Source organism: Pacificibacter marinus (assembly GCF_900109555.1).
GTDB classification, from domain to species: Bacteria; Pseudomonadota; Alphaproteobacteria; order Rhodobacterales; family Rhodobacteraceae; genus Celeribacter; species Celeribacter marinus_C.
Genome location: NZ_FNZV01000016.1, coordinates 1 through 19,066, shown reverse-complemented (window position 1 = coordinate 19,066; position 19,066 = coordinate 1). Strand labels below are relative to the sequence as shown.

General features: G+C 49.1%; 15 protein-coding genes and 1 pseudogene. 7 read left to right on the top strand and 9 right to left on the bottom strand.

All coding sequences use genetic code 11. The annotated features are described in order from the left end of the window. Window positions 1-20: 20 nt before the first annotated feature. Window positions 21-752 carry a hypothetical protein gene (locus BM025_RS16570; RefSeq protein WP_085850621.1) on the bottom strand — a complete coding sequence of 244 codons (732 nt, stop codon included), beginning with the start codon at window positions 750-752 and terminating at the stop codon, window positions 21-23. A gap of 163 nt (window positions 753-915) precedes the next feature. Next, on the bottom strand, window positions 916-1,881 hold the full coding sequence (locus BM025_RS16565) for a tyrosine-type recombinase/integrase (RefSeq protein ID WP_085850622.1): 966 nt from the start codon (window positions 1,879-1,881) through the stop codon (window positions 916-918). 272 nt (window positions 1,882-2,153) lie between these two features. On the opposite strand from BM025_RS16565, the gene BM025_RS16560 reads away from it, so the two are divergent. Both BM025_RS16560 and BM025_RS16550 read left to right on the top strand, forming a co-directional pair. Then, complete coding sequence (locus BM025_RS16560) at window positions 2,154-3,392, top strand: tyrosine-type recombinase/integrase (protein ID WP_342027567.1); 1,239 nt, start codon at window positions 2,154-2,156, stop codon at window positions 3,390-3,392. 641 nt (window positions 3,393-4,033) lie between these two features. Beyond that, window positions 4,034-4,666, top strand: a complete 633-nt coding sequence (locus BM025_RS16550) for an acyl-homoserine-lactone synthase (RefSeq protein ID WP_085850624.1) — start codon at window positions 4,034-4,036, stop codon at window positions 4,664-4,666. Between the two features lie 497 nt (window positions 4,667-5,163). Here the strand turns inward: BM025_RS16550 and BM025_RS16545 are convergent, their stop codons facing one another. After that, the gene (locus BM025_RS16545) at window positions 5,164-5,778 is read right to left on the bottom strand and encodes a hypothetical protein (protein WP_085850625.1); all 615 of its coding nucleotides are present in this window, start codon (window positions 5,776-5,778) and stop codon (window positions 5,164-5,166) included. Between the two features lie 12 nt (window positions 5,779-5,790). Next, entirely contained in the window at window positions 5,791-7,491 is a 1,701-nt protein-coding gene (locus BM025_RS16540) for a hypothetical protein (protein ID WP_085850626.1), read from the bottom strand. A gap of 787 nt (window positions 7,492-8,278) precedes the next feature. On the opposite strand from BM025_RS16540, the pseudogene BM025_RS18985 reads away from it, so the two are divergent. Beyond that, window positions 8,279-8,419 (top strand): annotated as a pseudogene (locus BM025_RS18985) (IS5/IS1182 family transposase); the annotation flags it as partial. Window positions 8,420-8,428: 9 nt separating this feature from the next. Here the strand turns inward: BM025_RS18985 and BM025_RS16535 are convergent. Genes BM025_RS16535 through BM025_RS16525 form a run of 3 tightly spaced genes read right to left on the bottom strand, consistent with a single transcriptional unit; the run spans window position 8,429 to window position 11,458 of the window. Then, window positions 8,429-9,454, bottom strand: a complete 1,026-nt coding sequence (locus BM025_RS16535) for an ABC transporter substrate-binding protein (protein WP_085850627.1) — start codon at window positions 9,452-9,454, stop codon at window positions 8,429-8,431. Then, complete coding sequence (locus BM025_RS16530) at window positions 9,427-10,800, bottom strand: sensor histidine kinase (RefSeq protein ID WP_085850628.1); 1,374 nt, start codon at window positions 10,798-10,800, stop codon at window positions 9,427-9,429. The genes BM025_RS16535 and BM025_RS16530 overlap by 28 nt, the downstream gene beginning before the upstream one ends. Further along, window positions 10,793-11,458, bottom strand: coding sequence for a response regulator transcription factor (locus BM025_RS16525; RefSeq protein ID WP_085850629.1), 666 nt, complete (start codon window positions 11,456-11,458; stop codon window positions 10,793-10,795). Before BM025_RS16525 ends, BM025_RS16530 begins: the two co-directional genes overlap by 8 nt. A 106-nt stretch (window positions 11,459-11,564) precedes the next feature. On the opposite strand from BM025_RS16525, the gene BM025_RS16520 reads away from it, so the two are divergent. The 3 genes from BM025_RS16520 (at window position 11,565) to BM025_RS16510 (ending at window position 14,633) form a co-directional block, all read left to right on the top strand. Then, on the top strand, window positions 11,565-12,551 hold the full coding sequence (locus BM025_RS16520) for a tripartite tricarboxylate transporter substrate binding protein (RefSeq protein ID WP_085850630.1): 987 nt from the start codon (window positions 11,565-11,567) through the stop codon (window positions 12,549-12,551). A gap of 74 nt (window positions 12,552-12,625) precedes the next feature. Continuing rightward, window positions 12,626-13,120 (top strand): tripartite tricarboxylate transporter TctB family protein, encoded by a 495-nt coding sequence (locus BM025_RS16515; protein WP_085850641.1) that lies wholly within the window; start codon window positions 12,626-12,628, stop codon window positions 13,118-13,120. Between the two features lies 1 nt (window position 13,121). Continuing rightward, complete coding sequence (locus tag BM025_RS16510; RefSeq protein WP_085850631.1) at window positions 13,122-14,633, top strand: tripartite tricarboxylate transporter permease; 1,512 nt, start codon at window positions 13,122-13,124, stop codon at window positions 14,631-14,633. Window positions 14,634-15,459: 826 nt separating this feature from the next. Here the strand turns inward: BM025_RS16510 and BM025_RS19235 are convergent. Continuing rightward, window positions 15,460-15,882: a response regulator transcription factor gene (locus BM025_RS19235; protein ID WP_170842217.1), complete on the bottom strand. Its 423-nt coding sequence runs from the start codon at window positions 15,880-15,882 to the stop codon at window positions 15,460-15,462. A 362-nt stretch (window positions 15,883-16,244) separates the two neighbouring features. Here BM025_RS19235 and BM025_RS16500 point away from each other — a divergent pair, with 362 nt between their 5' ends. Further along, complete coding sequence (locus tag BM025_RS16500) at window positions 16,245-17,336, top strand: LuxR C-terminal-related transcriptional regulator (protein WP_085850633.1); 1,092 nt, start codon at window positions 16,245-16,247, stop codon at window positions 17,334-17,336. 546 nt (window positions 17,337-17,882) lie between these two features. Here the strand turns inward: BM025_RS16500 and BM025_RS16495 are convergent. Then, a complete protein-coding gene (locus BM025_RS16495; protein WP_085850634.1) occupies window positions 17,883-18,239 on the bottom strand; it encodes a thermonuclease family protein in 357 nt (118 codons plus the stop codon). Window positions 18,240-19,066: the final 827 nt, after the last annotated feature.

The following is a 19,066-nucleotide window of genomic DNA, read 5'->3' as shown; positions in this document are numbered from 1 at the left end:
CCGCGACTAAGTAAGCTCTACTATTTATTAAGTGCATCCAGTTCTGCGATCTTTGCTGGCAGCTCAAATTCCACAAAATTTCCTAAAATGGCGGCGTCTTCAACAACAGTGATCGCTGCGGTCTTCATTTGCTCTGTAATCTGCTCCATAAACTCAGAAAAAATCATGAAACTGTCAGCCACAGTCGCGCTTTTCTGCAACTGCGCGTGAAGGTGCTTTGCCCGGTTAAGAACTCGGCGTCTAATGAAATCCACGGTCCCCAACCCCGGCATCAATCCCCCGGCAGCATCCAATAATGCTGACTCTGCCAAACCGATTAACACCCCGTCGCCTTCTATCTTAGCGTTGAGCGCTTTTGCTGCACGGATAGTTTCGTATAGCACACCATCAAACAAGCTCATGTATTGCTTGATAAACTCGTCCCTTTGGACCGTCATTTCATCAACTCGTTTCTGCAGCTCGATTGTCTTCTCGAAGGACGCTATCATGTCTGCCGGACCATCACGCAATTCACCATCGATCAAGGAAAGCAATTTCTCCTGCAGTATGGGATTCCCAAACTTCTCTATTAACGCATCTGAAACACCTATAGCGGCGTCAGTTGCTTCACGACAAACACTCGAAAAAGTTGCAAATTGTTCCAGACCTTTCAGCGTAAACGCCTTGAGCGTTTCTGCTTCAAGACCTGAGATAAATGACTGATAGTGCTGCGCTAACTTTTCCGAATCAGATTTCGTCCATTCGAGTTCCATGCTCCATACTCCAATTTTTCCGGGCGGATCTAACTATGTTTCTATCAAAGCAGAGTTTGCCCCAACTACGAAGAGCGGCGATCTGCGGCAAATCCCGCATTGCAGCAATTTACGCACAATGCAGCTAATGTCTGCAACCCGCCGAACACGCCAACGCACAGCCTCAATCCAACAACTTAGCCAAATCAGACGCTGTTTCGTTATAATAGGTCTGCAATTGTCGAATATCGGTATGACCCACAGTCCGCGCCAGGGCGAGGACGTCTAGCTTTTTCGCAAGGCGCGTGATTGCTTCGTGGCGACTATCGTGGAACGTGAGGTTTGTGATTTTGGCGCGATCGCGGATGCGGCGGAAGGTTGTGTCTAGGACGCTGCTTTTGAGATCGAAGACGGGATCAGCTTTGGGAAGCGCTTCCAAAAGCGCGATCGCATGTGAAGACAGCGGCACATCGCGACGGGTTCCGTTCTTGGTCATTTGCAGCGTCAAAAAACGGCCATCGAGGTTGATGTCATCCCAATGCAGCCCAATGATCTCCCCTGCCCGCATGCCTGTCTCGATCGCAAAAACGAAGGCATGAATGGTGCGGCCAGCCGTTTTGCTCAGATCTGTGCCGCCAACCTCCAAAAGCTTGCTGATCTCATCGCGAGAAACCAAGCGATCGCGTGCGGGGGCCTTTGGTGGTTTGCGCACCTCTGACAAAGGATTGGCATCGATCCAGCCCCATTCACGCCGCGCCACGCTCAGGGCCACACTCATGATTTGCATTTCGCGGATAACGCTACCAGCGGCCAAGGTGCGCAATTGCGCGTCTCGCCAATCGGCAAAGTGGACCGGCTTTAAATCGGAGAGCTTGATCTGCGCAATTGGATCGCGTTTTAGCTTTTCCAGCCGCACGATTTCCCACCGTGCCCCACGCTTTTTGTGCGAATGCTCACGGGCATATTTGTCGAACACATCGTAGAGTTTGAAGTTACTGACAGCCTTCGCCCCATGGCGCAGCGCATGCTCTTCATCATCAGCCCAAGCCTTGGCGTCGGATTTCAGGCGAAAGGTTCTCGACTTGCGCGTGCCGTTCACATAAATCTGAGCTTGATGCTTGCCATTTGCGAGCTTCGGAAATGTCGCCACGAAACACTACCTAAATAAAAAACGAATACGCTTATTCGTAATTTATTCGTAATGCTTGGTCAACTTAGGGGGAAATGGGGGTGTAAGGCTATGCCTAAACCTTTGTTAAACCGCTAATTTATAAGGGCAAAGGGAGTTTACTGGAAAGTAAATGGTGCGGTCGAGAGAAATCGCGTCCCAGTCGCAGGTCGTTGCAATGGTGCACAGCTTGATGCAAAGTCCCTTAAAAATATAGAGATTACTCCACTTTCTTGTCGCAGTGTGTGTTAGTGATGACCTATGCGGCGCAAGTCACTTCGGGGGTCAATTCGGGGGTTAGAATGAAAAATAAACTCACTTCCCTAAACGTGCGGAACGCGAAGCCCGGTCGCCACTTTGATGGAGGAGGCCTTTTCCTAATTAAAACGAAGTCAGGGGGCAACTGGATATGGCGCTACAGCTACCTAAAGCGGGTGCGCGAAATGGGGTTAGGTCCGTTCGATGCCGTGAGCCTGTCAGCGGCGCGTGCAGCGCGTGACGGATGGGCTGCGGTTCTTGCTACGGGCAAAGACCCCATAAGCGAAAGAGAGCGCCAGCGAGAGGCCGAACAGGCAGCCCTGAATAAGGAAGCCCCCACGTTTTCCGATATTGCGGAAATCGTCTTTGAATCGCACAAGGCCAGCTTGAGGGGCGATGGCGATCGGGGGAAGTGGTTCAGCCCATTACGGGTCCACGTCATACCCAAGTTGGGGCAGCACAGAATATCCGAGATACACCAGACAGACATTGCTGACACGCTGCGCCCGATCTGGAAAACCAAGCACCCGACTGCGAACAAGGCGTGGCAACGGACGCGATTCATAATTCAGCAAGCCGAATACATGGGTTACGACTGCAAGCCGTTCGTAGCGGATGCGGCACGTGTGATGCTTGGAAAGGTGGATCACAAAACGGAGAACGTGACCGCAACACCATGGCAAGCCATCCCTGCCCTATATCGATCGATCGCAGGCGTATCGTCACCTAAGCTGTGCTTGCGGTGGATGATGTTGACGTGCGTGAGGTCGGCAGGCTGTCTTGGTGCGCGATTTGATGAAATCGAGGGTAGTGTATGGACTGTTCCAGCCGATCGAATCAAGGGAATGCGCAATGCGGTGCAGGATTTTCGCGTGCCTCTTTGCGACGAAGCGCTGCGCATTGCCGAGGTCGCACGTTCAGTCGATGACTCGTTTCTCTTCCCGTCCTACCGCAAGCGCGGGGGGCACATCACTGAGGCCGCGTTGCGCAAGGAATTGGCCGCCTTGAATGAAGCTGGGCGGCCTCACGGATTTCGCACATCGTTTCGAACATGGGCAGAAGATACAGACCAGCCTTGGGACGTTGCCGAAACAGTTCTCGGGCACCAGATCAAAGGGCGGGTTGAACGAGCCTATGCACGCTCTGACCTACTAGACCGCCGCCGAATTGTCATGGATCGCTGGGCCGCGCATGTGACCGCATCTAGCGCCGATGTGATTGAGTTACGGCGATAAAGCATTGCCTTCGGAGGGCAGAGATAGCCCATTTGTTCATTCCACGTTCGCTTTTTATACAGGGCTTGGTCAGGGTATGAGTACATTGAGATACACTCAATCTTGGTCGGGACAAGAAACCATCACATGTGATCGCTGAATAACTTCCGCTCCCTAGCCTCTTCCAGCCGTCGCCGCGTTCACTAACACCAGACAAAGACACTGACATCATCCTTCTAGATTCTAATGCGTAGAACGTCGCACCGCTCAACAATGTAGCCAGTGCTGTCGTGACGTTGATGGATCGATCCAATGTGGAATCGGTTCTGGTCGTTGGCTAAATAAAAAAAGTGGAAAGGCGCGCCGGTCGGACAGGACACCCCAGTATTACGCGACAAAATTATCGCATCGCGTGACTATCTGTTTGTCAGCTGAAGTCGCGCTTCCTCTGTTCGACTAACCGAAAATGCCGCCGCTCTTAGAGTGGCGGCAACATGTTAAATCAAACAGAAGTGGTCGGTGTCTCTAACGTAAAACAGTTCAATCTTCAGGGGAAAATACACAAATTGGTAAAAAAATCTTAAATGCACAAAACTCACCATTTTAATATTATTAACTATGAATTTGTAGGCTTGATTTCTCATTAACCGAAGAGAGCCTCTATGATAAGATATATTTCTGGTACGGACCTTTGGCTCCAACCAACCCTCGCCCAATCCATGTTTAGAGACCGCGCGAGCCAGTTTTCTGAACGTCTTAAGTGGGATGTGGCCGTTGACAAGAGAGGCTACGAACGAGATCAATATGACACGCTAAACCCGATATATGTGATCGTCGAAAATGATGAAGGACAACATGCTGGATCACTAAGGCTTCTTCCAACGACGGGGAGAACAATGATCAACGAATACTTTTCCAATGCGCTAGAGGGAGGCCCTATCATTAGCTCCACAACATGGGAATGTACTCGCTTTTGTTTGTCGCCTTCGGCAAACCCTCGGACCGCTCCTATGCTCATTGCGAGTGCGGCACGTTTGTTGCAAGAGTTTGAAATTACTACGCTCGTCGCTGTTTTCGATAAGTTTATGCTGCGTAAATATCGGCTCTCTGGTGTGATGCCCGAGGTTTTAGGTGAGGGACGTAACGCAGGATCACTTATTTTAGCAGGACGTTGGCAATTTAATCAGAGAAAGCTAAATGACCAAATGCGACGAGGGTCACTTGATCCACATGAGTGTGAACTTGCGCTGGCTAACTCATCGCTCTTTGCACAACAGGAGCTAATTTCTGCCTGAAAATCTGCTGCCCTCCTGCAAACTTCTTTGGGGAGGGCAGAGTTATTAAACTTTTATCTGCGCTTTTACTTTTACGTTGCGCACTCTTGCGAAATAGGCCTGTGGTAGGATTTCATGCTACAAAGTTAAATCGTAAAAACAGCCGTGATAAAATTGAAAATAATACCATGTTTTAGAGCACAACCCTTGAAGTGAGAGTGGAAGGCCGTTTGACAGAATCTGCATTGGGTCAGTTGAAGCAGGTTTTCGTGACAAACGCTGCCAACGAGCGCGTTGCAGATTTTTGCAAACTCCATAGCTATACTATGGTTTCCACTCTTAGTCTCGAATAACGCGGAAGTTCTAAACTGTTCATTGGAAAAATTTATTGGCTGTCCGTCAGCATCGTAAGAGAGAATATATTGAGTCACTTAATAGTTAAAAAACCATCATTTGAATGGGCAAAACAAGCGAGCGAAAGCCCTCAGAAACCACAGATAGAATTAACATCAGACCCGTCAATAAATTGCAACGTTGGCTTCTATTATTGAAAGAATATGATCATTTGCGTCTAATAAAAACTCTTCAAAAGAAACTTCATCATCTCCTATTGAAATATTTTCTAAAAGTATCGGCGCGAATTGAATCAATGTAGCTTCAGAACCATTTTCTGCGTATGAAATGTTAAAATTTAGCTTTGTCCATGAATCATTTAAACTGTTCTCGGCCCAATCAATATTCAATGTAACACTACCTTCTGCAGAATCTGGAAGATGCAGGTCTAGTAAATCAGTAGACTGATTTAAGTTTATAAATATCGGGTCGACGTCTTTTCCCTCCAGTTCAACTTCCGAGATATTTACTATATGTGTTGACGTAGATTCATCAAAATAATACTGATCCGCCTCAGCGCTTGCGCCAGTATCAGAAAAATCATCGGTCTCAGCGCCAACGTCACCCTCGGTCACAGCGTCAACGTCACCCTCGGTCACAGCGTCAACATCACCGTCGGCCTCTGTGCTAATTGGTGAATCTTCTAGTGCGTCACTAGCCCCTTCGTCCTCATCAAATCCGTCATCAAAGACTGCACTTACGCAGAGGCCTAAAACACAGATTGCTAATAATCCAAGCACGTTAAATTCCTTCTATATACCAGCAAGAGTTGCCAACAGTAAAAGCGGCATCAGCAACAAACCAATATCAAAATCAGTATCGTCATCATCTTCCTCGCCATTGTCGCTGTCATTCACATCATATTCTGATTCAATAATTGGAATGATGTCCTCTAAGTCAGTACTTGGTGAGACTTCAGCCACATCTTGTATTTCACTATCGATTTCCGCCATTACAGATGAAAATTCATCAGTTGGCTGATAACCGTTGAATTCTATGACTAGAATTTCGCCGTGGTCGAGTGTCGTTGAAATATTTGCTGCAGATAAAAGGGAATCTGTATCCACTTGATCGAATTGGCCAGTAGCATATCGAGACCCAGCCTCATCCATGATGGCAGAAGTTAAGACTTTAGCCTCAACTTCGCTTACAGATTCAAATATATTCGATAAGTCTATTTCGATCTGACTTTGCCCCTCAGTAGTTGCAGAAACAAATACGGTTGCGGAACCATCGCCGTAAAATAAAAAGATATCCGAAGACTGATCGTCTTCGGAATTTACAAGTTCTATGGCACTTTTTCCGGGAAGTTCATCTGATAGATACGAAAATAATAAGCCAGAAGGAGTCAAATCACCTTCATAGGTTAATGTTTGAGATAATGCATTTGGAGTATTGTGTAAAAGTGGCCATATTTCGGCATAATCCACGCCATGGTCTGCAAACTCATCAATTGTTTCCAATATTTCCTGCGCTTGAAATAAACCATAATCATTGAATTTATCTAAAAACTCACTTGATGTTTCTTGATTCCATTCCGTCACATAAGTTTCAAGATTTGGAGTAGTTTCCAGCCATGTTCTTTCGTAAGTAGACAAGAGAAATTCTGAACTATCTTCATCTACAGTATCAGCATTATATATGTGCAGAGAAGCTCCATCAATTGATGATAGCTCGTGCGCATTGAATTCACTTAATACAAGGAGGTTCTGAACATAAGTCCAGTTCACCTCACCAGATTGAAATAAGGCTTCTTGACCTAATTCCAAATTGTATTTTGAATTTAGGTCATCAAGGATATCAGTCCCGTTGTAGCTATCATCATAGTCGTCGCTAAAGTTAGCACTTCCAAAATTGTATCCAATTTGGGCAACAATATCTATGTTATTGGCATCTGGGTATTGATCTGAGAGCCTTTCTAATTCTTCATCAAGAACTTTTGCCATGCGAGACGCAACGCGCCCATATTCAATGGAGGTCATTCCTGGCGCAAGCCAATACTCATTCCCGATTTCAAACGAATTAATTTGAGCATCACCGTAGTACCCCGCAACGGTGGCTTCGACAAACTCACGAAGAAGGTTTTCGTCTACTTCCTCATATCTATTTCCTTCAAAATCCGTGGAGCTGGATAGAAAGTTCATAGTTGGAAGGACTATGTTAATTGAAAGACCTTGCTCCGCTGCAAAATTTTGAAAATCTGAAAGACCTAACCAATTTTCAGGCATCTCATTATTCGCGTCGTTGTCCGGATCACTGATATCAAAATATAGTTCAGTAATTGTGCCTCCAGGATATCTTAAAGAGGTAACACCCAGGTCACGTACCAACTCACCTATGTTTTGCGCGTCGATATCTGTATATTTGTGAGCTAAAAAATTGCCACCAAATAGATCCTCGGAAATAATTTCCGAAAAGTCATTATTGCTCGATATAGAAACACCCAACTGCATCACCACTCTGCTATGATACAATTTTGCTACGGCAAAACCTGCGCATCATTATTCCCAATCCCAAGTACGAGCATGGCCGTAAACATGTTAACGTCAGGAAAATTTAGGGGATTGGGCTGCGGCTTCTTAATGAAATTTTGTATTTAAATTATGTGGAATTTTGTGTGTTGTTTAGGTGCATTTTAACAACTAAAGTTTACATACCCAGCACTTACACGAAGATGTGTGGGGCAGCTTATCAGTGGCCTAGCCCTTCATGAGGATTTCTTTGTACTTGGATTTCCCCCATTGGCTGAGCGGATTATCAGGGTACTATTTTTGAGGTTATATCTTCGGTATTAGTGTAATGCCCATTTTTAATGGGGATCAGCCGTAGCGACTTCAAAAACAAAATTAACTCACTTGAGTTTAAGATTAAAAATTTGCACCAAAATAAACCTCGATGAAATTCATCGAGGTTTATTTTATTTATATTTTTTTCCAGTAAGTTGATAAGTTTAGTGAGCCCTGCTCTGGCTACCGTTATATATCCTATAGAACTATTAAAGTATCGTAACCACTGTAATCTGGACAGACCCGCGGGACACTTACGTTGCTACTGTAGCTTGTCCTAGAGGGCTTCTTGCCGCTCTGTATCCGTTCAGGCCTTTGGCGAAGGTGATGGTTGATCTTACTCCTTTACGGTCCTCAAAGACCAAGCGGCAGACGATCCAACCACCACCAGAGCTCAATATTTTTGAATGTTGAGCTCTGGCTCTTGTTTCGCACAAAAGCTGGAATATTCATAAGACAAGCGGCATCAAACCGCGACAGGTCCATGTTTGGAAAGTTCAAAAATTGGAAGAGAGTCTCAACTCGCTATGATCGCTGCCCAAACGTATTCATGCCCGCAATTGCACTCGCTGCAACAGTTCTATTTCGGTTATGAGTCCTGAGCCTAGAAACTCGGTTGAATAATGGCATCTTCCCAAGCTTGTATGAACTTTCGGCGTTTCAAGACATCGAGATACGTGAGCAGTGCTGGTTCCAGAGCAATCATGGATTGCCCCATATCATTTGGTTCACTCGTGAGAAATGGAACTCGAAAAAGACCCAAATCGCTGACATCTGTTGAAGGCAATATGAGATGTTTTAAAAAACTGACCGCGGCTGAGCGTTGTGATGTTTCTTTAGGCACGAACACTGTGCGCATCATTGTTGTAGGGAAATCTGACGGAAAAATGACCTCGATTTTTTTGAGAGCATCTGGGCGTGCGTGCGCGTAGCTACCAAGGACATTATATGCGATCGCCAATGTGCCATTTGCCACATCGTCGAGCATTTCGCCCGAACAACAATAAAGCTGTGCATCCAAGCTCCCCATCACCTCCATCAGGCGCCAATACGTTTCTGACGCGCGGGCGTCTTGTGTCGCAAACAAATACCCAAGTCCCGATGCGCGCACATCATAGGTACCAATTTTACCCCGAAACACCTCAGGCCGCGCTCTTAAAGCGAGTATCAAATCCTGCCGTGTCTGTGGCTTGCGCCGCCCCGCAAAGGCCGCACGGTTGATCACAATCGCCGCAGGTTCGGCTGTGAACGCAAACAGGCCTTGACCCCACTGCGCCCAGTCAGGATGCGACACGCCGCTTATCTTTAAGGCATGCCCATCATTGGTCAGTTTCAGTTGCAAATCCATAGCACTTGAAATCACAACGTCAAAGTCTGAGGCGTTTTGACGGAAAGTGTCGTAGAGATCCACCGTACCAGTCACCAGATACTCAACAGAAATATTCGGGTTTTGCTGCACGAACTGATCGATGATCGGTGCAAAAAGCGACGTATCCGTGCTCGAGAGAACTCGCAAAGTTAGCGTATGATTTGGTGCTTGAAAAAGATGTTGTTCTTCCCAGTCTTTGGCAAAAACAGCCCCAGACATCACGAAGCACAGCATCATGCCGATAAGATAAAAGTAACGCATGCGCCCCCCTTTGGAAGGTTTGAAAGTTCGAGATGGCCTTCATGTGCCAATGCCACGTCTTGCGCGATGGTCAACCCCAGACCCGAGCCAACGGTCCCTTCGGCGTTGTCGCCTCTGGTGAAGCGCTCAGTCAATGTATTCAATTGTTCGGGCGGAAAGCCTGGACCTTGATCTGTAATGATGACACGCGGATTTGGGTGCGCTGAAACGGTAATTGAAATAATGCTTTCACACGGTGAATACTTCAAGGCATTGTCGATCACATTGCGCACTGCATTTTGCATCAAAATCGGATCTCCAGCGATGTGAACCGGCGGTGACATATGCAGGCTAAATTCGATATCTTTCATCTCGGCCAAGGGACTAAAACTGCGGACAAATTCTGTGACAAGTTCGACCAAATCAATGTCTTGATATTCTAAATGGTCGGCGCGAAACGTGATCATTGCGTGATCTAGCAACTGCCCAGCCGCGCGCGAGCTTTCATCGATTGCACGCACCATGGAACGCAAGGCTTGGCGGTTCTCTTCCTTGCTGACCCGTTGTAGCGTTGCCTCGGCATACGAGCGCACGGTCGCTAGCGGTGTACGAACACGATGCGCGGCCTCTGCAATGAACTCTTCTGAACGGTTTAGTGATTGATCAAGCCTGTCCATGAGCGTGTTGAGGGACGCGACCAATGGCGCCATTTCAACAGGCATAGGCGCAATCACTGGCGATAGATCCTGAGGTCCGCGCCGCGTCACAGAGATCGTCAATCGCGTTAACCGCTCAATCGTAATCGACGTGGCCCAATAAGATAGCAAAGCCGCGAGGATGAAGAAGCCAATGCCGAAAACAGCCACGTTGCGCGAGATACGATTCAGCGTCAGCGTGAGGCCATCTTGAGTTTGACCAACCACGACGGAGACGTGAGTGCGTAGGTTTTCCCCAACCAAGATGCGGCGCGCTGATATGAACCGAACCGCGTCGTCTTGAAAATCTGTGGTGGTAAACGCGGTCGTGGCGCTTCCGTCAAAAGGGGCACGCGGTAGACTTTCATATCCGGACAACAAAGTATCATCACGGTAGATCGCATAGAAAATGCGGTCGTCTGAAGGTGTGCTTAAAATGGAAAGCGCTGAATAAGGAAAGTCGACTTCGACACTGCCATCGCGGATAATTGCAGCATCCAAGATAGAGGAAGCCGATGCGGCTAGAATGCTGTCTTGTCCCTGCTGAGCAATCTGGGCCGCATACCCACGCACAACGACAAACAGCAAAACGGCCAGAACAGCCGCGCCGCCAATTAAGGTCGTAGCCAATCTGTTGCGCAGTGATCCTGAGATGCGTGTGGTGTCAGTCATAATCCAACCGATATCCAAGGCCGCGTAACGTTGTGATTTGAACGGTGGAACCAAGGAGGTGTTTGCGTAGGCGAGCTATGTAGACTTCCACCGCGTTTTCCGACACATTATCGTCATAAGAAAAGAGGCGGTCCACAAGCTTTTGCTTTGCAAATATTTGTCCCGGCGCGTTGATCAAAACCTCCAAAAGCCGCAACTCCCGATTCCGCAATTGAACAGTTTCATCCGCAACGATGAGTGTGCCAGCCACAGGATCAAAAGCAACATTTCCAATACGCTTTACCGTCTGCAGCGGTCCGCCTCTACGCCGCAGAACGGCACGACAGCGCGCTTCGAGCTCAGCGTGATCAAAAGGCTTAGTCATGTAGTCATCCGCCCCCAAATCCAAAATACTGATTCTATCTGAGACCTGCGATCGCGCGGTCAAAACGATGACTGGCGTGCTCTTATGCCCATCACGGTGAGCCGTGAGAAAGTCACGTCCATCCCCATCAGGCAGCATGATGTCTAGCAAGATAAGGTCGTAATCATTGGTCTCAGAGTAGGCGCAAGCATCCGTGATTGTTTCAGCGTGATCAATGACATGACCATCCAACCCCATGCGCGAACAAATCGCGTGAGCCAGTTGAATGTTGTCTTCAATCAAGAGGAATTTCATCGAGGTTAACACTTTCTGAAGTCCGTGACAGGTTTGTGTCAGCTTGGCGTGGTTTGGTTGCTTAACTGAGCCGCAATGCGGCCGGTTGTCAAATGGGAGGAATATTATGACATCTTTGAAACTGGGCCGCCGCGCCCTGATGCTTGGTGCTGCCGCAGCCCTAAGTTTTGCAACATCCGCTATGGCTGATGGCCACGAAAAACTCGACAGCATTCACTTCTTGATCCCCGGCGGAGCTGGTGGCGGTTGGGACGGAACGGCTCGCGGAACGGGCGAAGCTCTGACGGGCGCAGGCCTTGTTGGCACCGCTTCATATGAGAACATGTCTGGCGGCGGTGGCGGCAAAGCCATCGGTTACATGATTGAAAACGCAGACAGCAGTCATGGCACATTGATGGTGAACTCGACGCCTATCGTGATCCGTTCTCTCACGGGCGTTTTCCCACATAACTTCCGCGATCTTACATTGGTTGCAGGCACAATCGGCGATTACGCAGCCATAGTTGTGGGCAAAGATAGCCCAATCAACTCCATGGATGACTTGCTCGCAGCCTTCGATGCAAATGCATCCGGCACAGCAATTGGCGGCGGATCTGTTCCGGGCGGCATGGACCACCTCGTGGCAGCCATGGTGATGGAAGCGGCCGGTAAAGACGCGCTTGCGATGAAGTACATCCCTTACGATGCTGGCGGCAAAGCGATGGCAGCTTTGCTCTCTGGTGAGATATCTGCTTTGTCCACAGGCTTTTCCGAGGCCGTAGATTTAGCGAATGCTGGCGAGATTAAAATCATCGGTACGACGGCCCCTGAACGGGTTGAAGCAGCAGCCGATGCCAAGACAATGATTGAGCAAGGCATCGACACGACATTCGTCAACTGGCGCGGTTTCTTCGGCGCTCCCGGCCTACCAGAGGCAGAAGTCCACGCGTACCAAGAAGTGATCGAAAAAATGTATGACACGCCTGAGTGGGAAGCTGTGCGGGCACGCAACGGTTGGGTCAACATCCACAACTCTGGTGACGACTTCAAAGCGTTCCTCGAAGGCCAAGAACAGGTCATCGGCGATCTCATGAAGAAACTCGGCTTTCTCTAAATCACTCTAAACACAATATAAGGCGGAGTGGGAAACTGCTCCGCCATTTTTTGCCTATGACGGGGGATGGACGCATGGCACTCGATCGTTGGATCGCACTCATTTTGGCGGGGATTTGTCTCGCCTACGGATATACGGCTTGGTTTACGATGGACGCGAATTTAGCACCGTTCATGCAGCGAAATCCGATTTGGCCCAGCACATTTCCGAAGATCTTGTCCATTCTCGGACTGATCTCAGCCTTCATCATTTTGTTCAGTTTTGAGAAGAGCGATGAGGTTATCGGCGACATCGATTACCGCCGCTTGCACGAGTACAAACTAGGACAAGCTTTGATGCTTTTAGGCTTAATGGTGATCTACGCGCTCAGCCTTAGACCGATTGGGTTCATCAGCTCTACTATGGGTTTCTTGATCTTAGGGTCTTTCCTATTGGGCGAACGAAAGTGGCCCGTCATGGTTCTGGTCGCATTCATTGCCGCCTTCACGATTTGGTACCTGGTCTCTGAGGTGCTTGGCATCTACATGCGCCCTTGGCCCGCATTCATTTCTAACATGTTGGGAGGTTGATATGCTCGAAGGACTTCTCATTGGCCTACAAACGGCCCTTTCATTCCAAAACATTCTCTTGGTCATTGGCGGCTGTTTGATCGGAACATTCATCGGCATGCTTCCGGGCCTTGGCCCGATGTCGATCATCTCGATCATGATCCCCGTCGCTATTTCGATGGGCGATCCATCTGGCGCACTGATCTTGCTCGCTGGCGTTTACTACGGTGCGATTTTTGGCGGATCTACGTCGTCAATCTTATTAAACGCACCGGGTGTTGCGGGCACTGTTGCCAGCGCTTTCGATGGCTATCCTATGGCCAAGCAAGGCAAAGCCGGCAAAGCCCTAACGATTGCAGCCGTCTCATCTTTCGCTGGCGGCACAATCGGCGCGCTCCTTTTGATGATCTTCGCACCTGCACTTTCGTCTGTTGCATTGCTCTTCCATTCCTCAGAGTATTTCGCCCTAATGGTCGTCGGCCTTTGCGCGATTGCAGCTTTTACAGGCACAGGCCAAGTGGCCAAAGCCTTACTCATGACTGTGTTTGGCTTGATCATGGCCACAGTGGGTGAAGGCACATTGTTTAGTCTTCCGCGCTTCACCATGGGCATCATGGACCTTCAAACAGGCTTTGGCTTCATTACCCTTGCCATGGCCATGTTCGCTTTGCCAGAGGCTCTTTTATTGGTGCTTAAACCCAAAGAAATGACCGACGGCGGCGGTGAGATCAAAGATCTGCGCATCACCAAAAAAGAAGCCAAAGCGATCGCACCAGTGATCGGGCGTCAATCCTTGCAAGGGTTCTTCATCGGCGTCTTACCCGGTGCGGGCGCGACAGTCGCAAGCTTCTTAGGCTACGCAGTGGAGCGCAATATCGCTACCAAAGAAGAGCAAGATGATTTCGGCAAAGGCTCCATCAAAGGCCTTGCTGCCCCTGAAACAGCCAACAATGCAGCCTGCACGGGGTCATTTGTACCGCTGCTCACGCTGGGCATTCCAGGTTCAGGTACCACTGCGATTTTGCTTGGTGCGCTGCTTGCGCTCAATGTCACGCCGGGACCGCGTTTGATGATCGATGAGCCACAAGTTTTCTGGGCTGTGATCATGTCCATGTTCATCGGGAACCTCGTGCTTCTGGTCTTAAACCTTCCGCTCATTCCTTACATCGCCAAAGTCCTCTCGGTGCCACGCAATTACCTGATCCCATTCATCTTATTCTTCACGTTGATGGGGGCATACATTGGACAGAACAACGCAACTGAACTCTTGATGCTCGTAGGGTTTGGGGTTTGCGCAACGGCATTACGCTTTGCCAATTACCCATTAGCGCCTCTGCTGATTGGCTTCATCTTGGGAGGTATGCTTGAAGATAACTTTGCACGCTCCATGCAGCTTTACGATGGTGTTGCTTTCATTTGGGAACGCCCAATGACCCTAGGACTTTTGGTCATCGCAGTTTGTCTCATTCTCTTACCAACGTATCGCAACAAGCGGGCAAAAAATAAAAAAACGGACGGCCCTGACAACATCTAAAGCTATTCGGCTATTTGATTGTCAGTTCAACTCGAAGTCGTCCTACTTTGTAGGGCGGCTTTGCGGTTGGGCTAAAATGTACCTGATTTATGCTCATGCCGCGTTTCATATCTCCACTCGGATGAAGTGCGCGATGTGTGGAGCCGCTGATCAAGCGCGTGGAGGATGTCACCCAAAATGCCCATTCACAACGCGTGTTATAAAGCGTCGATGAGAGGACCGCGCGGTTCTCGGCCCACTCCGGACATTGGCTGGCCGAGTTAAAGCTGCAATGCAGATTCCCGAAAGCAGACATTGTTGGTTTTCCCAGAATTTTTTAGCACTTAAGTCTAGCGTAGTAGCGGTTCGAAGTTACAAATCTTCGAAAACAGCGCCTTATTCCCATTTCAAAGAATGTTACATGTCACAAGGACTTTTTGATAGGTGATTGACTGACTACACGGGCGTGCGAACCTATAGGAAATCATAGGTTGCGGACCCGCACCCGCCTCATCAGGATATAGAGGCAAAACTTTCAGGAGATGCACCGCAATGCGATTTTTAATTATGATTTCTCTTTCGGCATGCTTAATGGCAACTGAGGCCTCGGCTTTCACTTTGGACCACAGCAAGGGTGTGGTTGTGCTTTATAAGGCACGCAGCGGCAACTGGCTGGGCTGCGGCCCAGTTCAATGCCTGCAGGTCGCGGAGGACACCGATGAACGAGTGGCAGATCTTGTGACGCCCGACGCACTCGGAGATCCTTATTACGTCGGGCGCATAGGACGCTGCGAATTTTTCCAGACGCCTAACTCCCTGCGGTCTTATGACCACAGCGTCAAATGGGTCATCGATCGCGTCTCGAGCAAATGTTAAGTCCTGCTACGCCACCTAGAGACGCAAACTTCAGACAAGCCCTGTAGGCGGTCGAAATCACTTCTAACATCGTGTTTGCGCCGTTCTTGCGGCGCAGATTACCACTTTGTAAATAAACGGTCGGCACTGTGATGCCAAGAATATAGGCCAGTTGATCACATCTGCGGACACGTATCAGCCCATGCAGAATATTCCGCTCACTAGGCATCAGATGAATGCTGTCGCGCGGCTTGTCGAAGGCGGCTGAAATGCCTTCGATTATTATCTTTACAGCAGTGCCGAATTTCGAATCGGATATGAGCGACCTTTGTTTGAAGGGCTCCGCAAGGGTCACTCTCAGCTCTGGAGAACGATGCAACGATACCGATTCCCGATCGTTGGTGAACTCCGTCATGAACGTTCAGCGAGCTTCGGCTTGAGTGTGGCGTTGCGAAAGATGAAAGTATTGGGGCAATCGCCAAAAATCAGTTGCACCGTGCGACGCACCCGCTCGAATATCGCGCTTTATACAACCAATTCCATCGATTGCGCTCTGTCACTAAAGCTTGATTTTTGAGAAGAATCGGGCATTTTGGCATCAACTTAACAAGTTTCATTTGTCCAGTTTCACCGCATCCCCGACGATCCACTGTCGGACGTATTAATCGACCGGCTAGAAGATTTGGCTTTGGTTTCGAAACGGTCTTCCTATCGGAACAAGGCGATTTCCCGAGCCCGCGCTCAGCCAGAAACCGCGCAACAGAGTAGATTCATCCAGTGCTTGAATCCCTATCACATCACGACATTTACGAAGCCGCTCTGGATGACGAGTTGTTCAACACTCTGCCCAATCGATTGGCGCGCGAAATCGACGTGCCCTCGACGATATTCATATGGCTCCATCCGGGGGATTACCGCGAAATCTCCGCCGGAACACAGGCGGAAGCCAATCTCGATTACAATTCATTTGAAGGGCATGATCCCTGGTTAGCGCATGGCACGGATGACAAGATCGGAATGGGCGCGTTTCGGCTGTCGAACTATGTCACCCCGCAAGAACTCGAAAAAAGCGAGATGTATAGCGAGTTCATTAAGAAGAACCGGCTTGATCGGTATTGGTGCCTGGGCCTGATGCAAAGCACGCGCGACGGTCGGGTCGCGACGGCCTTTCACAAAGGCAAGACTGCCGGGGATTTCACGGATACAGAACTCGGCTTGATAAATCGCCATGTCGAAGATCTGGGACGTCTCCACGTGATCCGGCGCGAATTGCACCGTGCCAGCATCCGTAAAATCGCAGCCGCGGATCGCAGCTTGCTTGATGATGCACCGATCTTCGAACTTGATCAGCAGGGCCGCCTTCTTCAGATGAATGGGAAAGCTGAACGTCTCTTCAGGCTGCATCCGCTTCTTGCCATCGATTCCAAGCGCACGCTCAGGGTTCGTGGCGCCGGAAAAAACGCCTTTCACTTTGCGGCAGCAAAAGCCACGGGGGCCCGCAAAAGCGAGGCCCGCGCTATGGACCTTGCCCAGACGCGCGCGACTGACGGGCGCATCATACCGAAACTGCGGCTCAATTTCCTGCCACGAACCGATGGCGGGCGTAAGGTGCTGGTTATTGCGACTACCGAATGCGCCGATGGAATGCAGAATTTTTTTGACTCTCCGCAAGAAAAAATAATGCTTACGCTTCGTGAGCGCGATGTCCTGCATGGTTTCATCCGGGGCCTCAGGCGCGATCAGTTGGGCCACGACCTCAATCTGGCGATGCCGACGATTGATTTGCACAGTGCGAACCTACGAAGAAAGCTGGGAGCGCGAACCATCGCGGAGGCAGTTGCCATCGCCTTAAAGCACGGCCTCGTCTGATACCAAAAGGGCCGTGGATCGATCGGCAAAGGCGATAACTGTGCTTTTCCATTCTGCCCGACACTGCGGACGGTGATGCAACGCGCAGCAAACGACGTTTTGGTCCGCAATGCATAACTCTATGCACTCGCAGCGAAAGTCTCTTTCCCCGTTTTACCCCCCGTCACAAGCACAACCAACGCCTTTGTGGCACGTATAGGATCGGCTAATACAAGAGTCGCCGCAGGCTTTGCCCTTTTTGCAAACCTTGCAGCACGCAGCAGACCAAACTTTTACATCTTGCTGCGTAGAGTGGAATGTCCGCTCCCAGAAAGCACTAACGCTTTCATTGGCTTCAGCTAGCCCAATGTCTCCAATAGTGGCAATCGGAGTTATAGTGCGTGGGGAGTCAGCAAATACTGACGTTGCACCAATCAGCAGTATAAAAATCGTAATATAAAGTTTTCTCATAATCTCACCCCTAAAATCACACGGATAACTAACCGAAGAAAACGTTAACCTATGACGTAAGGTAAGCAAAGGACTTATAGCCGGCCCTAAAGTCCCCTACCTGCACCAATCGATCTTGGATTTGGGCTTCCACGGCTTCGCGTAGCCCTCTTCTATGAGAACTTCACCAGCTGTTTTCCCATTCTTTAGAATGAGACGGCCAAGAGCGCGCCCGTAATGGTCATGTTTACCAGTATCTTCAATGCCAACAGCATCACGAACAAGCTCACGTGTACGCGTAGTCGCAGCACGCCCCAACTCTAACTCTTGCTGACACTTTGGCCGATAGGTTTTCGGCGTATCAAATCCAGATTTGAAGGGGGCACCATCGCCAATTAAGCGAATATTTTGACCGTCGCACTTGACGCTATCGCCATCTACGACAGCAATGAGAGAGCAAACCATGAGTATCATGGCATTTTCGTACCGCTCTCAGCTATGCTTGGCAATTAAAGACAACATCTTCGCCCAAGGCAACACCCTCAAGTTTGCGGCTGTCGTGTAATCGTTAGCTGAACTTTGGTCTCATTTACGATTTCATGGATATGTTTTTGGATTTTGTCTGACAGTACTGGCAGCACTGTCGGTTGAACGTAAGCTATTCTTTGTGCGTCGGTTCGGTTTGGGATAGCGTTGCGTTTGCTTCCACAATGCCTCCACGGGCGTTTATCATATTGGCGTTGTTCATTCGGCACTAAAAAGCAGCACTGTCGTAGCACCAGTCTCAAACCGCCATAACGCAAAAAAGCGCCCCGAGGGCGCTATGTCATTGTAGTGTATGAATTAGTATTGGTTGGGAGAGCTCGGCTTGAACACTATTTCAAAAGCCTGAGTGAGATTAAGATCGAACGATAATACACTTGCGCATCCAACGGCAGTATTCGCCCGACATGTCAAACGTCGTGAACGGCCCATTTGTATGTACCGGCTGCTGTTCGCAAATGATTTCTGGCATGTTCTCGGAAGTCGCTCATATGTATCCGGCCTGTTTATCGACACGCGGGTCGTGGCCTTGTTGGGGTTACGCACGCGCCGTGATCTCATTAGCTGCAAGGTCGATTATGACCATTTGGGCCGTCAGATTCTGGGGGCGTAATATTTCCGTTCCATGCTTTGCTATCTATCGCGAACTCCTTTGGATTGCTGCGGGTCTATCAGACGCCGATAGCAACCTCGTCTCTTGGCGCGTCAAACGCCGTTTTGTGTCTTAGAATACTCCATGCCATTCGTGCTAATTTATT

Excerpts from the sequence above, each read along its gene's own strand:
- BM025_RS16570 (WP_085850621.1), bottom strand. The coding sequence starts at position 752 with ATGGAACTCGAATGGACGAAATCTGATTCGGAAAAGTTAGCGCAGCAC.
- BM025_RS16560 (WP_342027567.1), top strand. The coding sequence starts at position 2,154 with ATGACCTATGCGGCGCAAGTCACTTCGGGGGTCAATTCGGGGGTTAGA.
- BM025_RS16550 (WP_085850624.1), top strand. The coding sequence starts at position 4,034 with ATGATAAGATATATTTCTGGTACGGACCTTTGGCTCCAACCAACCCTC.
- BM025_RS16540 (WP_085850626.1), bottom strand. The coding sequence starts at position 7,491 with ATGCAGTTGGGTGTTTCTATATCGAGCAATAATGACTTTTCGGAAATT.
- BM025_RS16535 (WP_085850627.1), bottom strand. The coding sequence starts at position 9,454 with ATGCGTTACTTTTATCTTATCGGCATGATGCTGTGCTTCGTGATGTCT.
- BM025_RS16530 (WP_085850628.1), bottom strand. The coding sequence starts at position 10,800 with ATGACTGACACCACACGCATCTCAGGATCACTGCGCAACAGATTGGCT.
- BM025_RS16525 (WP_085850629.1), bottom strand. The coding sequence starts at position 11,458 with ATGAAATTCCTCTTGATTGAAGACAACATTCAACTGGCTCACGCGATT.
- BM025_RS16520 (WP_085850630.1), top strand. The coding sequence starts at position 11,565 with ATGACATCTTTGAAACTGGGCCGCCGCGCCCTGATGCTTGGTGCTGCC.
- BM025_RS16515 (WP_085850641.1), top strand. The coding sequence starts at position 12,626 with ATGGCACTCGATCGTTGGATCGCACTCATTTTGGCGGGGATTTGTCTC.
- BM025_RS16510 (WP_085850631.1), top strand. The coding sequence starts at position 13,122 with ATGCTCGAAGGACTTCTCATTGGCCTACAAACGGCCCTTTCATTCCAA.
- BM025_RS19235 (WP_170842217.1), bottom strand. The coding sequence starts at position 15,882 with ATGACGGAGTTCACCAACGATCGGGAATCGGTATCGTTGCATCGTTCT.
- BM025_RS16495 (WP_085850634.1), bottom strand. The coding sequence starts at position 18,239 with ATGATACTCATGGTTTGCTCTCTCATTGCTGTCGTAGATGGCGATAGC.